The sequence below is a fragment of the Priestia sp. YIM B13552 genome, assembly GCF_042787775.1.
In the GTDB taxonomy this organism is placed as follows: domain Bacteria; phylum Bacillota; class Bacilli; order Bacillales; family Bacillaceae_H; genus Priestia; species Priestia megaterium_E.
Genome location: NZ_JBHZOU010000001.1, coordinates 1,024,313 through 1,043,807 on the forward strand (window position 1 = coordinate 1,024,313; position 19,495 = coordinate 1,043,807).

The following is a 19,495-nucleotide window of genomic DNA, read 5'->3' on the forward strand; positions in this document are numbered from 1 at the left end:
GGTCGATGAGCCTCCTCGTCTCTTTCGCTTTTCCCCCGTAGTCTTCGTCTTGCTCTCCAATCAACTGCTAGAAGGAACGAAACAGATGAAACCTACGTTCACCATAACAAAAAAAACGAACCACTAATCAAACACGTTGATCACTGGTTCGTTTTTCATTTGAGCTAAAACACTTTTGTCTCGGCCTCTCTTTTATGCTACCAAGGTTGTCCTAAATCCAATACCGATGCTAGTTCATTGCTTTTTTTACGCACTTGCTTACGCGTGGCAGCGCGATCTGCCCCCGTTTGAAACAGGTATTTTTCTTCTTCTGTTTCTGGAATAAGCTCCGGTACTGCACGGGGCTTTCCATCATCATCCATTGCCACAAAAGTTAAAAATGATGTGGCTGCAATTTGACGCTCCCCGGTTTTTAAATTTTCTTTAATCACTTTCACAAACACTTCCATGGATGAACGACCTGTCCATGATACGTATGACTCCAAACATACAGAATCCTGAGGCGTAATAGGGTGCAGAAAATGAATAGAGTCTGCTGAAGCTGTTACACACTCTGTACGACTGTGACGATAAGCTGAAATGGACGCAATCATATCAATATCACTCATTAACTTTCCGCCAAATAACGTATTGTGATTATTAATATCATTAGGAAAAATGCGGCTCGTTCGAACAGCCTTTGTATCTTTACAATAATTTGCTTTCATTAGTAAGAACCTCCATTGATGCCTATCATAATAAGAATAAAAGAATGAATGAACCTATACTAGCATATTTTGATAAATTTAGCTTTACAAAAAACTCGTTGATTTATTTACAGAAAACAAAAAAGAGAAGAAAAATTCTTCTCTTTTTTGTCTATCGAATATAGCTTGATCCAAACGTTTTACCTAAAGAATCACTGTATAGGTCACTTGGTTTCACAGTCCATTTCCCATCTTCTTTCACCATAAAAATTCGTAGGGGGCGACTTCCTTCTTTTGTTTCCAATTCATTTACAATATCTTTGAAGTGAGAAGCGGCAAACTCTTCAGAGTGTTCTGTATCATAATCCTTCGTTTCCTCTGTGTAGGCTCGTTTAAGCTGCGATACGTATGAATACAAGTCTGATAAATTAAGAGTCGTGTACTCCACCTCTACTACTGCTTTATTATTTGCATTCGCAATCACATTTGTTTTCACGCTTGCTTTTTCTTTTAAAACATCTTTATACATGTTAAAAAAGTCTTTTTTTGCTTTGTCGGTTAAACTATTAGAAAACGCACCTTTTAATTCTTCTTTAAACGCTTTTTTCTGTTCTTCTATAACAGCTGTTTTATCTGCTGTTACATATTTATCATAGTCTACGTTTTCTTTATTTAAGTAAAGGACTTCTGTATAAGCTTGCAGAGCTTTTTCTGGGTCTTGCAGCTTATTATAGCTTTTCGCGTATTTCTTTGTATCCAGTGTTAATGTCACTTCGTCAATTTCTTCATCATAATCAGATGATTTTGGCTGAAGCCCAATTTTATACTTTTTATCTTTTTTGACTTCAAAGACAAACGTTAAATTTTTTTGCTTTCCAGCACCAATTTTGTCAGATGCACTGCTTTCTAGTCCGAGCTCACGACTGTTCACTCCCGTTTTTGGAGACAGCTGTTCATCTCCTTCGTATAAATAAACACCGTCATAATCCGATAAAGATATACTGTTTTTGGAGACATTTTTCACTTTTAAATCAACTTTCAACAGCCCTTTTTCTTCACTTGTAGCTCCTTCATCACTATCTACTAAAATGTAAGAAGCGCTGTCAATAGATGCTTCAATCGCCTTATTTTTAGCCGAAGTAGACCCTCCCGTTTCCTTAGAACTGTTGCAAGCCGCTAATACTAGCATAAGTACAAAAGCTAAAGCCAAAACATTCATTTTTTTCACAGCTGCCTAATCCCCTTTATTTTGTTTTTTTAGAACTTTATCCCAAATAAAGGTTCCCTCTGTATAAATACTTAAACCTTAAAATCTATATTTTTTACAATATTTTGATAAAAACTAAGTCTAAACTCTCCACTCACCTAAATAAAAAAACACGAGCACTGGCTCGTGTTTTTTTATTTAGATTTAAAATTTTCTTGATTGATTTGTTCAGCTTCTTTCATATATCGGTTAGATTTGCCACTCTTAATTCCCCAGTAATAAAAAGCTAATGATACGCAAGCAATCACTAGCATATCCCATCCGAAAGGCAAAATATTTTTGCCTCCGAATTTTTCGCTTCCTATGTAGGAAATAAAAATCATGCACGCTAAATAGATAAGCATCCAAGCCCCGGTTAAAAATTCTTTTTTAAAGCCCACCCATTTATTTTTCGCTTGGTAATAAAAATAAACAGGCAGGCCAATTGCCATAATAAAGATCACTTCACCTGTAAGTGGCCACCTTGCCCAGTAAAGCGTCAAGGAAGCAAAAACGAAGCCGCATGGCGCAATAACTGATGCCCCTTTTAAATAAAATGGACGGTAAAAGTGTGAAGCCGTTTTTCTTAATGTTATAAGCGCTACAGGACCCATAATATAAGAGATAAGCGTCGCTACTGAGATCACTTCTGCTAAGACACCCCATCCTCTAAATAAAAAGAGAAACAAAAAGCAAGCTGCTAAATTTAGCCACATAGCTGGGCGCGGGACATTGTAAAGTGGATGAAGCGTACCAAAGATCTTTGGCAAATATCCATTTTGCTGCATCCCGTATAACATTCTAGAAGTAGTTGCCGTATATGTAGCACCTGTGCCGGAAGGAGAAACAAATGCGTCTGCGTATAACACAATTGTTAGCCAGTTAATTCCAAGCGCAATCGCTAAATCAGCAAAAGGAGAATTAAAATTCAAATGATTCCATCCATCAGCAATTGATGACGGACTTACTGCTCCGATAAAAACAATTTGCAATATAATGTATACAATTCCTGCAATAAAAATTGAACCAATTACAGCTACCGGAATCGATTTATTAGGTGATTTTGCTTCTCCTGCCATATTTACAGGACTTTGAAACCCATTAAATGCAAACACAATACCTGATGTTGCCACTGCCGTTAAAACACTGGCCCATCCATAAGGGGCAACCCCATGCTCACTTGAAAAGTTTCCGCTATGAAAACCAGCAAAAAATAAAGCCCCTGCCGTTAAACCAGGAATAATTAATTTAACAATCGTAATAAATGAGTTTGCTTTAGCAAAGAGATTTACCGTCCAATAGTTCACAAAAAAGTAAACGAATAATAACAAAGACGCAACTGCCAACCCCTTGGACGTTAAAATTCCATTATCTACTAATTCGTGAGTCCAGCGAGCCCATTTCCACGGCCAAGTACTCATATATTGCACAGATGCAATAGCCTCCACTGTTATCGTTGAAGCGATTGAAATCCAGTTAGCCCAAGCAGCCAAAAAACCAATAAATGATCCGTGTGAATACTGAGGATATTTAACCATCCCCCCTGCTTGTGGAAACATCGCGCCCAGTTCAGCATATGATAGAGCAATGGTCAAAATAACCACCATTCCAATAACCCATGAAAAAATAGCCGCGGGTCCCGCAATTTGAGCTGCTTTCCATGCTCCAAACAGCCACCCTGAACCGATAATCGAACCTATGCCTGTCATGGTTAAAGCAAATGTTCCCATCTTCCTTTGCATATTGCTCATCCAAATCTACTCCTCTTCCCTAGGAAAATAAAAAAAACACTTGCGAAAATTTCTCAAGTGTTTGCCCAGGCGCGCGGCTTATACGCTATATGCTCCCCCATGGTCATCCATGTTGCGCCAGTCACATATAGGAATATATTTTTTATCAGTATATAACATTCATTTCTATTACTCAATACACAAAAATGTTTACATTACTTTTATAAAAATAATAAATTATTCGTAAAATTCCGAATAAAACTTCTAGAAACCTCTTTTTAATTACAAAAATAACTAAAACCCTAACTTTTCTTGTTGTTTGATTCTTTTACTCCACGAGTAGATTACCTTCTAAAGATTATACTAATATATAGTATTCATTTACATAATAAGAATTAACAGCTATATATCCATAGAATTCTTGCACTAGACCCTTTACTTATATACAATATGAAGAAAAGATACTAAAGTGAACTGTCCACCACTTAGCTACGCTTGAAGTGGGAGACTTCTTTTAGGAAAACGTTAAAACCTACATATCATGCACTTCGCAACAAATGAAGTACTTCGAGCAAACTTCTCTGTTTACGCAAGCAAAAAACAGGGAAAATTACGAAAAAAGATTGTTAGAGGGATGCTTATGAATTATGCAAATGTAAAAGTTCTTTATTTTGATGACGACGGAACCATTCCAAATCACCCTCGTCTTCCAGTTTTATTGTATGAACACGTATTTATTAGTAAGAAAGAGAAAGTGGAGAGCATTTTTAATTCTCACAACTGGAAAAACAGCTGGGTAGGTGGCATACATGATTTTCACCATTACCACAGCAATTCCCATGAAGCACTAGGTGTAATTAGCGGATCTGCACGTTTAAAACTAGGTGGACATATGGGGGAAAATATCGTGGTGCATGCTGGCGATGTGCTCGTACTTCCTGCAGGAACAGGGCATATGCGTCTGCAGTCAACTGCTGATTTTAAAGTGGTTGGAGCTTATCCAGAGGGCATGGATTACAATTTACGAACAGGAAAACAAACTGACCGCCCTCACGTATTTGATGAAATTGCACAAGTACCTATTCCTACAACAGATCCTGTTTATGGCGACAAAGGACCATTGACAGAGTGGTGGAACTAGACAAGCACTTATTGTCTAGTTTTTTTATTTGCTCTGTTTTATTCTTTCCATGAATCTCTATTTGAACATACAAATTCTTTTCTTATGATGCAATAGCAATATACTTTATCTCAGCGAAATAACAAAAACTTCCCGGTCAAAACTAAATTTCTTCTTTTCCGTTCTCTTTTTGCTTCAAGAGCAACTTCGCTTAGATTATTCCCCTTTTTTTCTTTCATAATCATTTCAAATATACTCTCATCACAAGCTCTTTTTTGTTTTTCTAAAAAAATTTTCATAGATTATAACGAAATTTTCAAAAAACTTATTGCTTTACCATGTCAGACTTGCTATCATAGTGAACATTGTTAGATAAATTTTTAGTAGGAGGAGTAAAATTGAACAGAAAATTCATAATTTTTATTTTATTCATCATTCCATTTATTGCTCAATTCGCTGTTTTACCTTTTGTAAATAACATTCATCCAATTATTTTTGGATTACCTCTTTTGCATTTATGGTTATTTTTATGGGTCTTCTTAACGCCTGTATGTACATTTATTATTTATCGTTTACAAAAATCTTGGGGGGACATTGAATAATGCAAGGAAATTTAACAGCACTTTTAATCACATCAGCAATTGTTCTTGTTGTTATCGCAATTGGCTTTATAGCGGGACGTGACAAATCATCTAGAAGCTCAGTTGAAGAGTGGGCTGTAGGTGGAAGACGTTTTGGAAGCCTGCTCGTCTGGCTTTTAGTAGGAGCAGATTTATATACTGCTTATACATTCCTAGGTCTTACAAGTACAGCTTATCAGGGAGGAAGCATCGCATTTTTTGCCATCCCTTACTCTGTTTTAGCCTTTTTAATTTCATACTTTTTTCTTCCAAAGCTTTGGACTGTTGCTAAAAAGCACAAACTTACTACGCTTGCTGATTATGCCAGAGAACGTTTTAGCAGTAAATTTCTCTCCTCTTTAATTGCTATAGTAGGTGTATTGATGCTCATTCCATATATTGATCTTCAGCTTAGCGGTATTCAAGATACTCTTCGCGTTGCAGGAACTGGCTACATTAACGTAAAAGCAGTCGTTATTCTTTCATTCTTTCTTGTGGCTCTTTATACCTTTTTCAGCGGAATTAAAGGTCCCACATATACGGCAATTATTAAAGATATTTTAGTATGGGCCATTATGTTATTTATGGTTGTTTCTCTGCCAATTATGCATTTTGGAAGCTGGGGCAACATGATCGACAATGTTGCAAAGGATGCACCTCAGCTATTAACGATCCCAACACAAGGACCTAAAGGCATTCCATGGTTTATTACAGCATCACTCGTATCTGCTTTAGCTTTATTCATGTGGGCCCACGCTGCTACAGGTGTTTTCACTGCTAAAAGTGCAGATTCGCTTCGTAAAAATGCTATTTTCTTACCGCTTTACAATATTGTTTTAATTCTAGTCATCTTCTTAGGATTTATTGCTTATCAAGTATTACCTCAAGATACAACGGATCCTAGATTAGCATTATTAACCTTAATTCAGTATTCATATGGCGGCATTGGCCAAGGGTTAGCTTATGCAACGATTGCTCTTGCTTCATTAATTCCATGTTCTATCATGGCTATCGGAGCATCTAACTTATTTGCAAATAATATATTCAGAGATTTAATTAATCCAAATGTACAGGGTAAAACATTAACAATGGTTACTCGTTCTATGGTTTTCGTTGTTATTGGACTGGCACTTTTATTCGGTTTATTATTCCCTCAAGCACTTGTTTCCCTACAGTTACTAGGGGTATCTGGTATGGTACAAATCTTCCCGGCTATCGTTATCAGCCTGTTCTGGAGAAATCAATCGAAAGAAAGTACGATTGCTGGATTAGTAGTAGGGCTGGTTGTAACGTTTACCGTCCATGCCACAGGAAATTCATTTGGTCTTTATGAAGGGTTCTGGGGATTATTATCTAACTTACTCGTAGTTGTTATTTTAAATCCAATCTTTTCGGCCAAAACAAAAGCAGCAACTAACGGTGTGAAAGAAACATTGTTTTCTAAAGGCACTCCGCAAACTGAATTAAAGAAAAACGCATAAAAAAGTTCAGCCAATTGGCTGAACTTTTTTTAGATAATATTCTCTTTTTCAGAAGGGGGTGGAGTAGATTCTCTTTCCCAGCATTCGATATTTTGATTGTTTTCTAACGCATCTCTATAAAAGACTGGATTTTTCCCTTCCTTTTTCTGCTGAGTATAGTCATGCAAGGCGGAAAATGCCACTTTCGATAATAGAAAAATAGCAATCAAGTTCACGACTACCATCATCCCCATAAATAAGTCTGCCAAGTTCCATACAAGCTGAAGCTGAGCAATCGATCCAAAAATAACCATCGCTAAAACACCTACACGATAAGACCAAAGCCACATCTTATTTGAATTTAAAAACTCAATATTCGTTTCTCCATAATAATAATTGCCAATTAACGTACTAAAAGCAAATAGAAATACCATGATAGCTAAAAACCCCGATGCCCAAGAGCCGATATGGGTACTAAGAGAAGCCTGCGTTAGTTCAATGCCGCTTAGTCCCTGCTTATAGGCTGGGGATAAGAGAACGATAAATGCTGTGCTTGTACAAATCACGAGTGTATCCGTCAAGACACCAAATGCTTGGATAAGACCTTGTTTAACTGGATGACTCGTCACTGCAGTTGCCGCCGCGTTGGGAGCACTTCCCATTCCTGCTTCATTGGAAAACAGTCCGCGCTTTACTCCATTGATTAACGTTGCACCAATTGATCCCCCAAGCGCTTGTTCAAATCCAAATGCATTTTTCACAATTAGAGATAGAACCGCAGGCATTTGATCAATATTTTTAAAGATAATGAACAGAGCCATTCCAATGTATAAAACGGCCAATACGACCACGATGTATTCCGATATCTTGGCGATGCGTTTGATTCCGCCAAAAATAATTACCGCAAATATAACTGTCATAATAATCCCAACCAACAAGCGGCTCGTTCCAAAAGAGTTCTCAAATGCCAGCGTAATCGTATTAGACTGCACAGCGTTAAACACCAGGCCAAATGATAGTGTAATGAGTACAGCAAATAGCCCGCCCATCCACCTTTTATTTAACCCTTTTTCCATATAATAAGCGGGTCCTCCTCGAAACCCGTTTGATCCTTTTACTTTATAAATTTGAGCGAGTGTACTTTCTACAAAACTTGATACTGAACCGATAATGGCAATAATCCACATCCAAAATACAGCACCCGGGCCACCAAGTGCAATAGCAATCGCTATCCCTGTAATATTTCCCGTTCCTACTCGAGCTGCCATGCTTATGCAAAAAGCTTGAAACGGGGAGACTCCTCCACCTTTAGCCGCTCGTCCTTCTTTCAAAACAAGTACCATTTCTTTCAACATGCGAAACTGCAAAAAACGAGAGCGAATCGTAAAATAAATACCAATTGAGACAAGTAAAATAATTAATAAATTCGACCAAAAAAAATCATTGATGACGCTAATCACACTTTCGATTGCTTGTTGCATGCCTATCACCTCATTAAAAATTTGGTAGAACAAATGCAAAACATGAAAGTTTTTTCTCTTGGTGTTTATATTATTGAAGCGAATGAAGAGTACGTAAATAGACTAAAAAATACTCAAATCCCATTCTTTTGCGATTTTTTTTAGCAGCGTAACACCTTTTACGCTATTCCCGTATTCATCAATAGCTGGACTGTATATTCCGATACCGCATCCGTCTGGAAATGGAGACTGCTTTTTCGTATTAGGTGGCACCAATGACATGATTCCTCCCGATACACCGCTTTTAGCTGGCATACCAACAAATGCCGCAAACTTTCCTGAAGCATTATACATACCGCATGTAAGCATGAGCGCTTTTGTTAATTTAGCTACTTCTTTTGGAATTACTTGTTTATGAAACACTGGATGGTATCCGTCTAATGACAGAATTAATCCAATCAGTGCAATATCTTCAGTCGTTACTTCAATTGAGCACTGCTTTAAGTAAACCTCTAGAACTTCTTCTACTTCTCCTTGCAAGTAGTTCGTTTCTTTTAAATAGTAAGCAAGCGCACGATTTCGATGAGACGTTTGCCATTCTGATTCAAAGACCGTTTCATTAATGAGTGGTGTTTTCCCGGTAAGCATCGTTATCACATCAAACAAATAGCTTAATTTTTCTTTTGCCGTCTCCCCAGATAAAAGAGATGAAACCGTTAAAGCACCAGCGTTAATCATAGGATTGAACGGCTTTCCTGGTTTATGCATTTCCAGTCTTATAATAGAATTAAATGCATCTCCAGTCGGCTCTACATCCACTCTCTCTAGCACATAAGGAATGCCGCAGCATAAGCAAGCTGCTATAAAGCTAATGACTTTGGAAATACTTTGAAGAGTAAATACCGATTCATAATCTCCAGATTGGATAACTGTTCCGTCAGCACCAATCAAACAAATACCTAATTGAGACGAGTCCATATCTTTCAGCGCTGGAATGTAATCAGCCGTCTTTCCTTCTGACGAAAATTCTTTTATTTGTTGCACCCACTCATGTAACCGGTCTTTTGCAGTGAGCTGTAAGTAAGACATTTCCTGTTCAATTTCTCTTTTCATTAAAATCACCTCATCACTTAATTAACTTTTTATTTTAAAGCGCTTTCATAAAGCGAGATTTCATTTTCGTTTTTAATGTACAATGCAACCTACGAGAGCATACAAAAACCTACAAAACTTTTTGGAATTATATTTTTATCTTTGGCACTCTTCTCCATTGTGCTGGACGCCGTCACAATGTATACTAATTCACGAATCACTTCAGGAGGTGGAATTGTCTGAATTTTAAATCTTTCATTCGAAAAGATCCGTACATTTTATTGCTCATGCTCATTACTGTCCCGCTGGCGGGAGAGTTAAAATTTTATCCGTTAAATGAAACATTTCGAATTACATTTGGAGCTCCTACATTTTTCTTTTTCCTGTTGCTTTTAAAACGGAAAACCGTTTTAGCCGGGGGCTTGTTAACCGCTTTAAGCGTCGTTCTCTTTCGCATCATGCTCGATTATATCATGCTCGATCATTTTCAATTTGCGGCTTCTGCACATACGCATTACCCTACGTTTTTCTTCTACTTTACGTATGCACTTTTATTTTTTATTTTTAAAGTAAGCCGCATGAACTATAGTGCTATTGTAATTGGAGTGATTGGACTCATCATTGAAATTGCTGCTGATGTAGTGGAACTAACTGCGCAGTATATAGTTTTGCACACAACAATCCATGTCGATTCATTATCTGACATGGCCGTTATTGCTTTTGCTCACAGCTTCATTGTACTCAGCTTTTTTAATATGATGACGATTTATGAATCACAGTCACGGGAACGTCAAATACGCAAACAAAATGAGCACATGCTAATGCTCATTACAAGCCTTTATGAAGAAACCGTTCATTTAAAAAAGACCCTTCATAATACAGAAGCCATTACAAAAGCTTCGTACGATTTATACCGTGTATTAAATCAGCAGGAAAAAGATCATTCTGTGCTAAACCAAACGCTCAGTAAAAAAGCGCTTCGGATTGCCGGAGATATTCACGAAGTAAAAAAAGACAACCAGCGTATTTTTGCGGGCTTATCTAAAACAATTTCAAATGAAAGTTTCCAAAATTATATGAAAGCAGAGGAATTAATCGAGCTGATCGTACGCATCAACAAAAAATATGCCGATTCTCTTCACAAACAAATCACCTTTTTTTCTTCTGTAAACGGGGAACATTTCAGCTACCACGTTTATACCATTTTATCGATCATTAATAACTTGGTAGCAAACGCAGTGGAGGCGATTAAAGATGAGGGAAGGATTGTTTTATCGGTACATAGACAAGCTGAACATGTAGAATTTCATGTACAAGACAACGGTCCTGGAGTACCTTTAAAGTACGAAAAAGCTATTTTTGAACCTGGTTTCACCTCAAAGTACGATCAATTTGGAAACCCCTCTACTGGCATTGGTCTTTCTTATGTAAAAGATATTGTTCAAGAACTTGAAGGTACGATTAAAGCTACACAAGAAGACAGCGGAATGACCTTTATCATTCAAATCCCCCTTCGTAATCTAATTCAGAAAGGATGAGTTTATGCGATTTTGTATTACAGATGACGATTCAGCTATTCGTTCAACGCTCAGTCAGCTGATTGAAGATGAGGATTTAGGAGAAGTTGTAGAAGAAGTCGTCGACGGAAGCTTTTTAGATGCCTCTACGTTAAATTTAAAACAAATTGATATTTTATTTATCGATTTACTTATGCCAGGACGGGACGGAATCGAAACAATCCGTCATTTAAAAGATTCATTTAACGGAAAAATGATTATGATTTCACAGGTAGAGTCCAAAGAATTGATAGGAGAGGCTTACTCATTAGGAATTGAATACTATATTACAAAACCAATTAATCGAATTGAAATTTTAACGGTTATTCGAAAAGTAATGGAACGAATCTCCCTTGAGAAATCAATCGACGATATTAAAACCTCCTTGAATAGTTTAGCGACAGCTCATCACGCTCCCCCTTCAAGCCAGCCGATAACGAAACAAGCCCATCTATACGATGTAGGAAAATTCTTATTAGCCGAGTTAGGTATTGTAGGAGAAAATGGTGCAAAAGATTTACTGGATATTTTACAGTTTCTGTACACTTATGACCAAAGAGAAAGTGTGGAAAAACATTTTCCTTCTCTAAAAAATATTTTTGTAAATGTTGCGGAGAAAAAATTAGGAGCTCACGCGTCTTCTATTGAAATTAACCGTGAAACCAAAGCTTGTGAACAGCGTATAAGACGAGCAGTTACTCACTCACTAAATCACTTTGCTTCTATTGGATTAACAGATTTTTCAAATCCAAAGTTTGAAAATTATGCTTCTAAGTTTTTTGACTTTACAGCCGTTCGTAAAAAAATGAAAGAATTGCAGGGAGATTCTAAAATTTTGCCGATTCGCATTAACACTAAAAAGTTCATTCAAATATTCTTTTTTGAAGCAAAACGCTTGTTAAGCAAGGAAAAAAGCTGGTATTGATAGAAAAGACGGAAAAGGTGCAAATACCTCTTCCGTCTTTTATACTAATTGATTCAGTTTTACTAAGGTAGGTCCATATACAGTACGCAGAAGCAGCTTCTTTTCTCCTCTTGCATATTCCATCAGAGAAAATGCTCCTTTTTCTGTTTCTACCTGTACATCTACAGAAACTGGACACTCTTTTAACTGATTAACTATCAGTTGCGCTTGTTCCACCGACAAATAAGAAGAAAGTCGAATAAGTATATCCAAATCACTAGTTGTTGTAACAACTTCGGCACCACTTGCAAATTCGAATCCCACACTGCCGGTTGGTCCCCACGCAAAATCTTTTAAAATAATTGTGACTTCTTTTAAAGCACCTATGGCTGGCATGTTTCTAAAGTGGCCGTTTTGAAAAATAGAAACGAGATCTTCCGGCCTAATTCTTTGTTTAACGGCCTGCTCAGATACAAATGCTCCAAAACGTTGATTTCTTCTTTCTCCCCTTACTCCAACAGGTATCAGGCTATCTCGGTGAACAGCCCGCCTTACAACGACAAGCGGAGCCTTCGCTAAAGAATGCTCCACCCAATCGGGGATAGGTGTATAACTGATAAGCTTTACTTCCTCTTTTAACTGAAGTAAATCATGAGCTATATATTCCATTGTCTTTCCAACTCATCTCTTACTAATAAAGAAGCTTTTCGCCCTTCCTTCCTTGCTTGCTCACTGTATAGCCGGGTGCTTAAATCGTACACACCTTCACGGCGTACATCTTCTACTGCTCCAGTCAAAATATCTTGAATCGTTTGAACGTCGCGCTCTGTGGGCTGCTCTGCTTGAATACCGCTAACCAGCTCATATAAAGCGCCAAGTGAGGCAAATGATTCAATATCATAAGCCATGGACGGGACTTTCTTTGAAGCTTCTTCAAGTTCTTTTATACTTCTTTTAGTAATACGCGCTGCCGACTGTTTGGACATGGCGTGAACATTTACTCCTTCGTCTTTTAAAGCCACAATTCGATTTGATTGGTATCCATGAGCCAAAAATGCTCCTGAAATTGCTTTTCCGACAATTAGCGTAATAACCGGATGACCTGCTAAGCGCGCTGCTGCATAAGCATCAGCCGCAGCACCGCAAGCATAGTGAATACCTAGAAGTTCTTCATGATAGCCATACGCTTGACTCGGTACGTCTACAATGGCAATTATAGGGCGCGGAGATTGATTTCGATCTTCGTTTATTACTTCACGAACGTGCTTGGCAATTGCCCATCCTTCATCGAGTCCTACTTCCCCTTTTCGTGCACGTAAGAAACGATTATAAGGATTAGGTACAACCGATATATATCGGACCTTTTCTCTTCCTAGCAATGCGTCTTTATAAAGAACGGAAGGAATTTCAAAATCTGCTTCTTCATCATTTATTAAGGCGTTGATCCACACGCGACCGCGGCTGTTGGGCATGTGACCTGGAACTTCATTCAATGAGTAAGAGACTGTTGAAGGGATAGGTTCATTTTTTGTTGCTTTATACAATTGTTGAAACTGATCAGGAGCCATTTTTTCTGAAGGATCAACCTTACTAAGCAAATGTCTGTAAAAATCTACTTGTTCTGTTTTACTAGTTGCTTTTTCTTTCTTCTGAAACGTCTCTTGAACCGCTCGTTGAATAGCAGTGACATCATCCTGTGCTAAGGCATCTGCAAACCCGGTTTCATAGCGTTGAATACCGCCAATCGTTTTCCAGATTAAGCTTCGGTCTCTTGCATCAAACTCTTCAACCCCTGCTTCTTGCTCGATCACTTCAGGGCCGTTAAGGCCAAACCTTGCTTCTTTTGTCATAATGAGATAACTAAAGAGTGAAGCAGTGATGGACATTCCTCCAAAGCAGCCTACATTTCCTGAGATAACTCCAACAACAGGTGTATACTCACGCAAAGCAACCACAGCTGAGCCAATTTCAGATATCGACAAAAGTCCATAATTCGCTTCTTGGAGCCTTACCCCTCCTGTATCGAATAGAAAAACAGGTCTGACAGGAACACCTTTTTTGTGATTATTAAGGGCTAGTTCTAAAGCTCCTGCAATTTTAGCTCCCGATACTTCACCAATGCCTCCCCCTTGAAATCCTCCTTCTATGGAAATGACAACGGCTGGTTCTCCTGCTATCAGCCCACCTGCTATAATGACACCATCATCGCTTTGAGGAACAATATTTTGCTTAGGTAAATGAGGCGATTCGATTCCGTCAAAAGGGCCAAGCAGCTCATAGAATGTTCCTTGATCTAAGATTGCCTCCGCTCGTTCTCTTCCATTTAACTCAATAAAGCTTTGACTATTCACTCCCATTTTCACTCACCTCCAAAGCTTGTGCAAGACGCAAGGCGACTACACCAGGCGTAGCACCGAAATCATTAATTACAATTTTCGCTTGAATGGTATGAACGCTAAAGAACCGGTCTAATACGGCTTTCCAGGTTTCACTAAACCCTTCACTTCCTGTTCGTACTGATACGTGAGCATGTTCTTCATCCGAAGGAACCAATAAAATTTCTAAATCCCCTGAACCAACAACGCCTACATGTGCGCGCTGAGTTAACTTTCGATCGGCTTTGTATTTAAACACTAACGTTTCCATTAGCCACTCCTCCCTGCAGACGTTTACGATTCTTTAAAAAGAGATATTCGATCTAAAAATAATACAGCAGCCAGCAAATCTGCACTTCCGCCTGGAGAAGCGTTAGATGATAGAAGCATATGATCTAACGCTTCTAGCCGCTGTTTTCCCATTGATGTAGATACCCCTCCAGCTTGTAACACATTGGATGCCGCCATTTTAACCTCCTCTAACACAACCGGACCAGCACGATGCAAAATACACGTATCATCAAGGTTGGCAATTAATGTTACTAAAGTATCAATCCTTGCTGATGTTTCATGTATGCCTAGCTTGCGAGCTTTATGTAAAGCAGGCAAGCCTATATGAATCACGTGGGGAAACCCCTGCTTCGCCTCTCCAGCCGCTCCTTTTGCGCCATACTGTTTTTTCACACGAAGTCCATTAGATGAATGCAGAGGACAAAAACGATCTGCATAACGAGCAATTTGTCCTGCAGCTTCTGTGATGGATGCAGGTGATGCTTGAATGCCGCAAACTGCTGTTGCAGAAGCAAGTAGACCTAATGCCCAAATGGCTCCTTTGTGTGTATTAACACCATCCGTAGCCGCGTACATAATTTGTTCGCCCTCGCGTCCAATTCGAGCAATTTCTTCCCTCAGCATCTGACTTGGCTGCTTTCCTTGACTGTATAATGCAATCTGTAAAAAGGTCGGTTGTAAAGCATAAGCAGAAGTTAACAGCGTCTGAATATTCATATCTTGATGAGATCCAGTTGTTGCTGCATCTACAAGCCCAGGCTTAGGTGTAAGCACCGCTTCATCAACCAGAGCGGTAACTGCCATTTTAGCTATTAGACATGAGTAAAACACAGCTGGTCTTGGCTCTTCTTGAATACTTTGAATACGCATATTCCTTACCAGCTCCTAAATTTAGCAGGCGGATTATACAAGCCATCCGACCATTCTACTAAATCTTCGACACTTCTTGCTGCCAATAATGAACGCTTTGCTTCTGTACGGCGAATCTGTAAATCTTCGGGAAAAGCCACTAGGCCATCTCTGCGCATCTTTTCCACTTTATTTTGGTTATGTCGCAGGCCTATAGGTGTTACCCCTGCTACTGCTTCAAACGCTGCTTTTCTTTCGTCCAAGCTTTGTGCTTTATATAAATAAGCAATTCCTTCTTCCGTCACAACATGCGTCACATCATCTCCGTAAATCATGACAGGAGCAGTAGCTAATCCTGCTTGTTTCGCTACCTTTATCGCATCCAAAGACTCCACAAAAACAGGCTCATTTCCTGATTGAAAGGTTTCAACCATTTGAACAACTAGCTTTTTGCCTCTTGCTAGTTCGTGCTGCTCGTTTATCATATCTAGCCAAGCAGGGGTAGAATGTCGGCGGCCTCTAGGGTCATGTCCCATATTAGGCGCTCCGCCAAACCCTGACAAACGTCCAGATGTGACGGTAGAAGAATTTCCTTCTCCATCTATTTGCAAAGTTGATCCTACAAAAGCATCTACCGCATATTGACCAGCCACTTGACACATCGCACGGTTTGAGCGCAGGCTGCCGTCGCGTCCTGTAAAAAACACATCTGGACGCGCTGCTGTGTATTGTTCCATTCCTACTTCTCCGCCAAAGCAGTGCACGCTCTCGATCCATCCGCTTTCAATAGCCGGAATTAACGTAGGGTGAGGATTCAGAGCCCAATGCTTGCATATTTTACCTTTCAGTCCTAACTTTTCTCCATAAGTAGGCAGCAAAAGCTCAATTGCAGCGGTATTAAAGCCAATGCCATGATTTAATGATTGTACGCTGTGGCGTTCATAGATCCCCCTAATTGTCATCATACCCATTAAAATTTGGAGCTCTGTAATATGACGAGGATCTCGCGTAAATAAAGCTTCCAATTGATAAGGCTGATCCGCCACGACGATACAATCAATCCAAGAAGCCGGAATATCCACTCGCGGAAGTTCTTCAACAAGTTCATTTACCTGCACAATAACAATTCCATCCTTAAACGCCGTTGCCTCGATAATGGTTGGTGTTTCTTCCGTATTTGCTCCTGTATATAAATTACCTTGTGCGTCCGCTTTGTCAGCAGCCACTAAGGCAATGTTCGGAATTAAATCAATGAAAAGGCGTCCGTAAAGCTCTAGATATGTATGAATTTCTCCCATTTTCAACGTCTCATCTTCAATCATTTGAGACACGCGAAGGCTTTGAGCACCGGCGTACGAAAAATCAATTTTTTCAGCAATTCCTTTTTCAAATATGTCGAGATGTTCGGGACGTGAAATACTAGACATAATCATATGAAGGCCGTTTACTTTATCAGCGCTTACTTCATTCAGCGCTTTTGATAAAAAAGATGCTTGCTTTTGATTATCTCCTTCAAGCACTACTTTATCTCCGGGTGATATAAGCAATTCTAACGCTTCAATAATGTGTTCATTACCCAATAACTTTCCTTTAAGAAGATGGTCTATTTGTGCAAGGCGAGCTGCTTTTTGATCTCGGCGAGTTGTCCATGATTTTGAAGTTTTTTTTATGCCACTCATGTTCTAGCTCCTTTCTGACATTTCTAAATTAATACGCTTACATTTTTTCTTTTTCCATTAAAATCAGCAAAGTTTTCATCGTAGATTCGGCTGCCGAAATAGCCCTTGCTTCAGGGAAGCTCTTAGCAGCCAAATCCGTCAGCACTCTTCCTGGAGCCATTTCAATATATAATCTTGTGCCCATTTCATACATAACTTCCGTCGTATCATGCCAACGAACGGGCAGGGCAACACTCGCAGCCAAGTCTTCCTTAACATCAGCAGCTTTCCATAATTTCCGAGCTTTACAATTACCTATAAAAGGAACGATCGGGTCTTTTCCTTTTACTTCAGTTATTGTTTTTCGTAATTCACTCGAAACTCCTTCCATAAGAGGACAGTGAGAAGGCACCGTTACATGAAGCATTTTAGTTTTTCTAGCCCCTTTTTTAGATGCTTTTTCAAGAACTTTCTCGATTGCTTTTAAGGTGCCAGAAATCGTCATTTGATCAGGAGCATTTAGATTCGCTACGTACACAGGAGCTGCATCAGTTGCTAGTTCATGTACAATAGAGAGAAGCTGATGCTCGCGAAGTCCCATTACAACCCCCATACCATAACCATCAGGATAAGCATTTTCCATCAGTTCCCCTCTTTTTTTCACAAGAAGAAGAGCTTCTTTAAAAGATAACACTTCAGATGCAACTGCTGCTCCAAACGCCCCTATTGAATGCCCCCCTACTACGTCTGGCGAGTATCCTTTGTTTTTAAACGACCTAGCCGCAGCTACTCCTGCAATAAAAAGACATATCTGAACATTTTTATTATATTTCAATTTTTCTGACGAATCTAACGATAATACGTCTTGATTTAATGCCTCACTTGCTTCTTCAAACGTAGTCGCTAATCCCCATTTATTTTTTATATCATGAAGCATACCAGCATATTGTGCACCTTGTCCTGGAAATAGAAATGCAACACTCATCGTGTTTCTCCTTTCGACTTTATATCATCCAAGGAGATAATGGATAATTTTATTATAAAGAACATAGGATCAATAACTCTAATACATATTTCTTATATATCCTATAACTTGAAATCTATATAAAAAAGAGGTTGGGATATAACTAAATGAATCCAATCTAAAGACGAAAAAATGGGATACATGAGCTCATATGGCTCGCTTGTTCCATCACGGTTGATTTCCGTGCAAGACTTCGCTTTCCGCGTGCGTCCGCTGAGCCTCCTCGTCGCTAAACTTCTGCCGGTCTCACCTATTCCGCTTTTCCCGCAGGAGTCTTCGTCTTGTCCTCCAATCAACCGCTAGAAGCAACTCCATACATAAAATCTACGTTCGTCCTATCAATAAAAAAAACCGAACGAGTTAGATTCTCCATTAAGAATCTAACTCGTTCGGATCTTCAACTAAAGTACTTTTAGCTACAGATGAGCCGGAAAATGCGGAAGCACTTCTTCGCCAAGCTCATGTATAACTTCTTCAGCGGGACGCTTACTATCAAAAAGAGCAAAAAAGAGATGATTAACTCCTATTTCTTTATAAATAGAAAGAAGCTCAATTAATGCATTACGACCTGCTCGAAATCCTAAACGAATTGGCGTTGGCATTTCATTTGGATCTTCTGCCAAATCTAGATGCATAGGTTGCGTAAAAGGTTTAAAAACGCCTGGATGATAGATGTCAACCAGTTTCCTCCATTGTGTAATAGCTTCTGCTTGAAAATGAGGATGACGAGGATAATACATCCAGCCGGCTCCATACTGGGCAAACCACTCCATATTTTGCTGACTGTATCCCGTGATCATCGTTGGAATACGTTTCGTTGGCTTAGGAACCACATTTGCTCCTTGAACAGAACCCAAAGTAGACTGGATAGATGGAAAATCTTGATTTAACGCTGCTTCTAAATAATGAAAAGCCTCTGTAAATCGCTTTCCTCTTTCTTCATGAGGAATACCTAGTCCTCGAAAATCTGCTTGACGGTCTCCAGAAGATACGCCCATAATCAACCGCTCAGGAAAAAGCTGATCAATGGTTGCCATTTCTTTAGCTACACGAAGCGGATGACGCAAAGGCAGCACAATAGCAGATGTACTAAGAGCAATTTCTTTTGTTTGACTGGCAAGGTAAGTCAAATAAATAAGCATATCATAAATTTGACCCGTTGCTGGATCGCCAAATGATGGATCTTGAAGAAGGACATCACGGAACCATAAGCTTGTAAATCCATATTGTTCTGCAAGCTGCGTGAGCTCTACTTGTTTTTCCATCGTAGGCGTGGCATACTGATAATTTTCAAGCGGCATATGCAAACCTAACGTTAACTCATTCTCCTTGTACATACGACGATACGCCTTATGATGTTGAAATGCAGTCATTTGCTTCCTCTCCTTTTATAGATAAGAGATCATCGCAAAAGGCGATGATCT

At 39.0% G+C, this 19,495-nt stretch carries 18 protein-coding genes and 1 riboswitch; of the genes, 5 read left to right on the top strand and 13 right to left on the bottom strand.

Annotated features, from left to right (window positions below; all coding sequences use genetic code 11):
* Positions 1–197: 197 nt before the first annotated feature.
* The 3 genes from ACFX40_RS05010 to ACFX40_RS05020 all read right to left on the bottom strand — a co-directional run bounded on the left by ACFX40_RS05010 (position 198) and on the right by ACFX40_RS05020 (position 3,683).
* Positions 198–707 carry an acyl-CoA thioesterase gene (locus ACFX40_RS05010; RefSeq protein ID WP_013055518.1) on the bottom strand — a complete coding sequence of 170 codons (510 nt, stop codon included), beginning with the start codon at positions 705–707 and terminating at the stop codon, positions 198–200.
* Positions 708–858: 151 nt separating this feature from the next.
* A complete protein-coding gene (locus ACFX40_RS05015; RefSeq protein ID WP_377237759.1) occupies positions 859–1,905 on the bottom strand; it encodes a DUF5105 domain-containing protein in 1,047 nt (348 codons plus the stop codon).
* A 182-nt stretch (positions 1,906–2,087) separates the two neighbouring features.
* Entirely contained in the window at positions 2,088–3,683 is a 1,596-nt protein-coding gene (locus ACFX40_RS05020) for a glutamate/serine transporter AimA (RefSeq protein ID WP_028407547.1), read from the bottom strand.
* A 56-nt stretch (positions 3,684–3,739) separates the two neighbouring features.
* Positions 3,740–3,818: riboswitch (ZMP/ZTP riboswitch) on the bottom strand.
* 385 nt (positions 3,819–4,203) lie between these two features.
* Here ACFX40_RS05020 and ACFX40_RS05025 point away from each other — a divergent pair.
* The 3 genes from ACFX40_RS05025 (at position 4,204) to ACFX40_RS05035 (ending at position 6,883) form a co-directional block, all read left to right on the top strand.
* The gene (locus ACFX40_RS05025) at positions 4,204–4,803 is read left to right on the top strand and encodes a cupin domain-containing protein (protein WP_081085187.1); all 600 of its coding nucleotides are present in this window, start codon (positions 4,204–4,206) and stop codon (positions 4,801–4,803) included.
* Between the two features lie 377 nt (positions 4,804–5,180).
* Positions 5,181–5,384 carry a DUF3311 domain-containing protein gene (locus ACFX40_RS05030; protein WP_028407546.1) on the top strand — a complete coding sequence of 68 codons (204 nt, stop codon included), beginning with the start codon at positions 5,181–5,183 and terminating at the stop codon, positions 5,382–5,384.
* The gene (locus ACFX40_RS05035; protein WP_028407545.1) at positions 5,384–6,883 is read left to right on the top strand and encodes a sodium:solute symporter family protein; all 1,500 of its coding nucleotides are present in this window, start codon (positions 5,384–5,386) and stop codon (positions 6,881–6,883) included. Before ACFX40_RS05030 ends, ACFX40_RS05035 begins: the two co-directional genes overlap by 1 nt.
* A 29-nt stretch (positions 6,884–6,912) precedes the next feature.
* On the opposite strand, the gene ACFX40_RS05040 is transcribed toward ACFX40_RS05035, so the two are convergent.
* Both ACFX40_RS05040 and ACFX40_RS05045 read right to left on the bottom strand, forming a co-directional pair.
* Positions 6,913–8,343: an alanine/glycine:cation symporter family protein gene (locus ACFX40_RS05040; protein WP_050689307.1), complete on the bottom strand. Its 1,431-nt coding sequence runs from the start codon at positions 8,341–8,343 to the stop codon at positions 6,913–6,915.
* A 102-nt stretch (positions 8,344–8,445) separates the two neighbouring features.
* On the bottom strand, positions 8,446–9,435 hold the full coding sequence (locus ACFX40_RS05045; protein ID WP_028407543.1) for a glutaminase: 990 nt from the start codon (positions 9,433–9,435) through the stop codon (positions 8,446–8,448).
* Between the two features lie 266 nt (positions 9,436–9,701).
* Between ACFX40_RS05045 and ACFX40_RS05050 the strand changes: the two genes are divergently transcribed.
* Together ACFX40_RS05050 and ACFX40_RS05055 are read left to right on the top strand one after the other, a co-directional pair.
* The gene (locus ACFX40_RS05050; RefSeq protein WP_217599001.1) at positions 9,702–10,952 is read left to right on the top strand and encodes an ATP-binding protein; all 1,251 of its coding nucleotides are present in this window, start codon (positions 9,702–9,704) and stop codon (positions 10,950–10,952) included.
* A 4-nt stretch (positions 10,953–10,956) separates the two neighbouring features.
* A complete protein-coding gene (locus ACFX40_RS05055) occupies positions 10,957–11,895 on the top strand; it encodes a response regulator (protein ID WP_028407541.1) in 939 nt (312 codons plus the stop codon).
* 39 nt (positions 11,896–11,934) lie between these two features.
* Here the strand turns inward: ACFX40_RS05055 and ACFX40_RS05060 are convergent, their stop codons facing one another.
* The 8 genes from ACFX40_RS05060 to ACFX40_RS05095 all read right to left on the bottom strand — a co-directional run bounded on the left by ACFX40_RS05060 (position 11,935) and on the right by ACFX40_RS05095 (position 19,444).
* Positions 11,935–12,543 carry a malonate decarboxylase holo-ACP synthase gene (locus ACFX40_RS05060; protein WP_098790865.1) on the bottom strand — a complete coding sequence of 203 codons (609 nt, stop codon included), beginning with the start codon at positions 12,541–12,543 and terminating at the stop codon, positions 11,935–11,937.
* Complete coding sequence (gene mdcD, locus ACFX40_RS05065) at positions 12,531–14,231, bottom strand: biotin-independent malonate decarboxylase subunit beta (protein WP_377237346.1); 1,701 nt, start codon at positions 14,229–14,231, stop codon at positions 12,531–12,533. The genes ACFX40_RS05060 and mdcD overlap by 13 nt, the downstream gene beginning before the upstream one ends.
* Complete coding sequence (locus tag ACFX40_RS05070) at positions 14,218–14,520, bottom strand: malonate decarboxylase subunit delta (protein WP_028407538.1); 303 nt, start codon at positions 14,518–14,520, stop codon at positions 14,218–14,220. Before ACFX40_RS05070 ends, mdcD begins: the two co-directional genes overlap by 14 nt.
* Before the next feature lie 23 nt (positions 14,521–14,543).
* The gene (locus ACFX40_RS05075) at positions 14,544–15,410 is read right to left on the bottom strand and encodes a triphosphoribosyl-dephospho-CoA synthase (protein ID WP_098248658.1); all 867 of its coding nucleotides are present in this window, start codon (positions 15,408–15,410) and stop codon (positions 14,544–14,546) included.
* 5 nt (positions 15,411–15,415) lie between these two features.
* Positions 15,416–17,068 (bottom strand): malonate decarboxylase subunit alpha, encoded by a 1,653-nt coding sequence (gene mdcA, locus ACFX40_RS05080; RefSeq protein WP_377254347.1) that lies wholly within the window; start codon positions 17,066–17,068, stop codon positions 15,416–15,418.
* Between the two features lie 37 nt (positions 17,069–17,105).
* Positions 17,106–18,032 (bottom strand): malonate decarboxylase subunit epsilon, encoded by a 927-nt coding sequence (mdcH, locus tag ACFX40_RS05085; protein WP_098433423.1) that lies wholly within the window; start codon positions 18,030–18,032, stop codon positions 17,106–17,108.
* 101 nt (positions 18,033–18,133) lie between these two features.
* Complete coding sequence (locus tag ACFX40_RS05090) at positions 18,134–18,367, bottom strand: hypothetical protein (protein ID WP_176536144.1); 234 nt, start codon at positions 18,365–18,367, stop codon at positions 18,134–18,136.
* A gap of 120 nt (positions 18,368–18,487) precedes the next feature.
* A complete protein-coding gene (locus ACFX40_RS05095; RefSeq protein ID WP_377237345.1) occupies positions 18,488–19,444 on the bottom strand; it encodes an LLM class oxidoreductase in 957 nt (318 codons plus the stop codon).
* Positions 19,445–19,495 lie beyond the last annotated feature (51 nt).

Bases quoted from the DNA above. Each gene is read 5' to 3' on its own strand.
- ACFX40_RS05010 (WP_013055518.1), bottom strand. From the start codon at position 707: ATGAAAGCAAATTATTGTAAAGATACAAAGGCTGTTCGAACGAGCCGC.
- ACFX40_RS05015 (WP_377237759.1), bottom strand. From the start codon at position 1,905: ATGAATGTTTTGGCTTTAGCTTTTGTACTTATGCTAGTATTAGCGGCT.
- ACFX40_RS05020 (WP_028407547.1), bottom strand. From the start codon at position 3,683: ATGAGCAATATGCAAAGGAAGATGGGAACATTTGCTTTAACCATGACA.
- ACFX40_RS05025 (WP_081085187.1), top strand. From the start codon at position 4,204: ATGCACTTCGCAACAAATGAAGTACTTCGAGCAAACTTCTCTGTTTAC.
- ACFX40_RS05035 (WP_028407545.1), top strand. From the start codon at position 5,384: ATGCAAGGAAATTTAACAGCACTTTTAATCACATCAGCAATTGTTCTT.
- ACFX40_RS05040 (WP_050689307.1), bottom strand. From the start codon at position 8,343: ATGCAACAAGCAATCGAAAGTGTGATTAGCGTCATCAATGATTTTTTT.
- ACFX40_RS05045 (WP_028407543.1), bottom strand. From the start codon at position 9,435: ATGAAAAGAGAAATTGAACAGGAAATGTCTTACTTACAGCTCACTGCA.
- ACFX40_RS05050 (WP_217599001.1), top strand. From the start codon at position 9,702: ATGCTCATTACTGTCCCGCTGGCGGGAGAGTTAAAATTTTATCCGTTA.
- ACFX40_RS05055 (WP_028407541.1), top strand. From the start codon at position 10,957: ATGCGATTTTGTATTACAGATGACGATTCAGCTATTCGTTCAACGCTC.
- ACFX40_RS05060 (WP_098790865.1), bottom strand. From the start codon at position 12,543: ATGGAATATATAGCTCATGATTTACTTCAGTTAAAAGAGGAAGTAAAG.
- mdcD (WP_377237346.1), bottom strand. From the start codon at position 14,231: ATGGGAGTGAATAGTCAAAGCTTTATTGAGTTAAATGGAAGAGAACGA.
- ACFX40_RS05070 (WP_028407538.1), bottom strand. From the start codon at position 14,520: ATGGAAACGTTAGTGTTTAAATACAAAGCCGATCGAAAGTTAACTCAG.
- ACFX40_RS05075 (WP_098248658.1), bottom strand. From the start codon at position 15,410: ATGCGTATTCAAAGTATTCAAGAAGAGCCAAGACCAGCTGTGTTTTAC.
- mdcA (WP_377254347.1), bottom strand. From the start codon at position 17,068: ATGAGTGGCATAAAAAAAACTTCAAAATCATGGACAACTCGCCGAGAT.
- mdcH (WP_098433423.1), bottom strand. From the start codon at position 18,032: ATGAGTGTTGCATTTCTATTTCCAGGACAAGGTGCACAATATGCTGGT.
- ACFX40_RS05095 (WP_377237345.1), bottom strand. From the start codon at position 19,444: ATGACTGCATTTCAACATCATAAGGCGTATCGTCGTATGTACAAGGAG.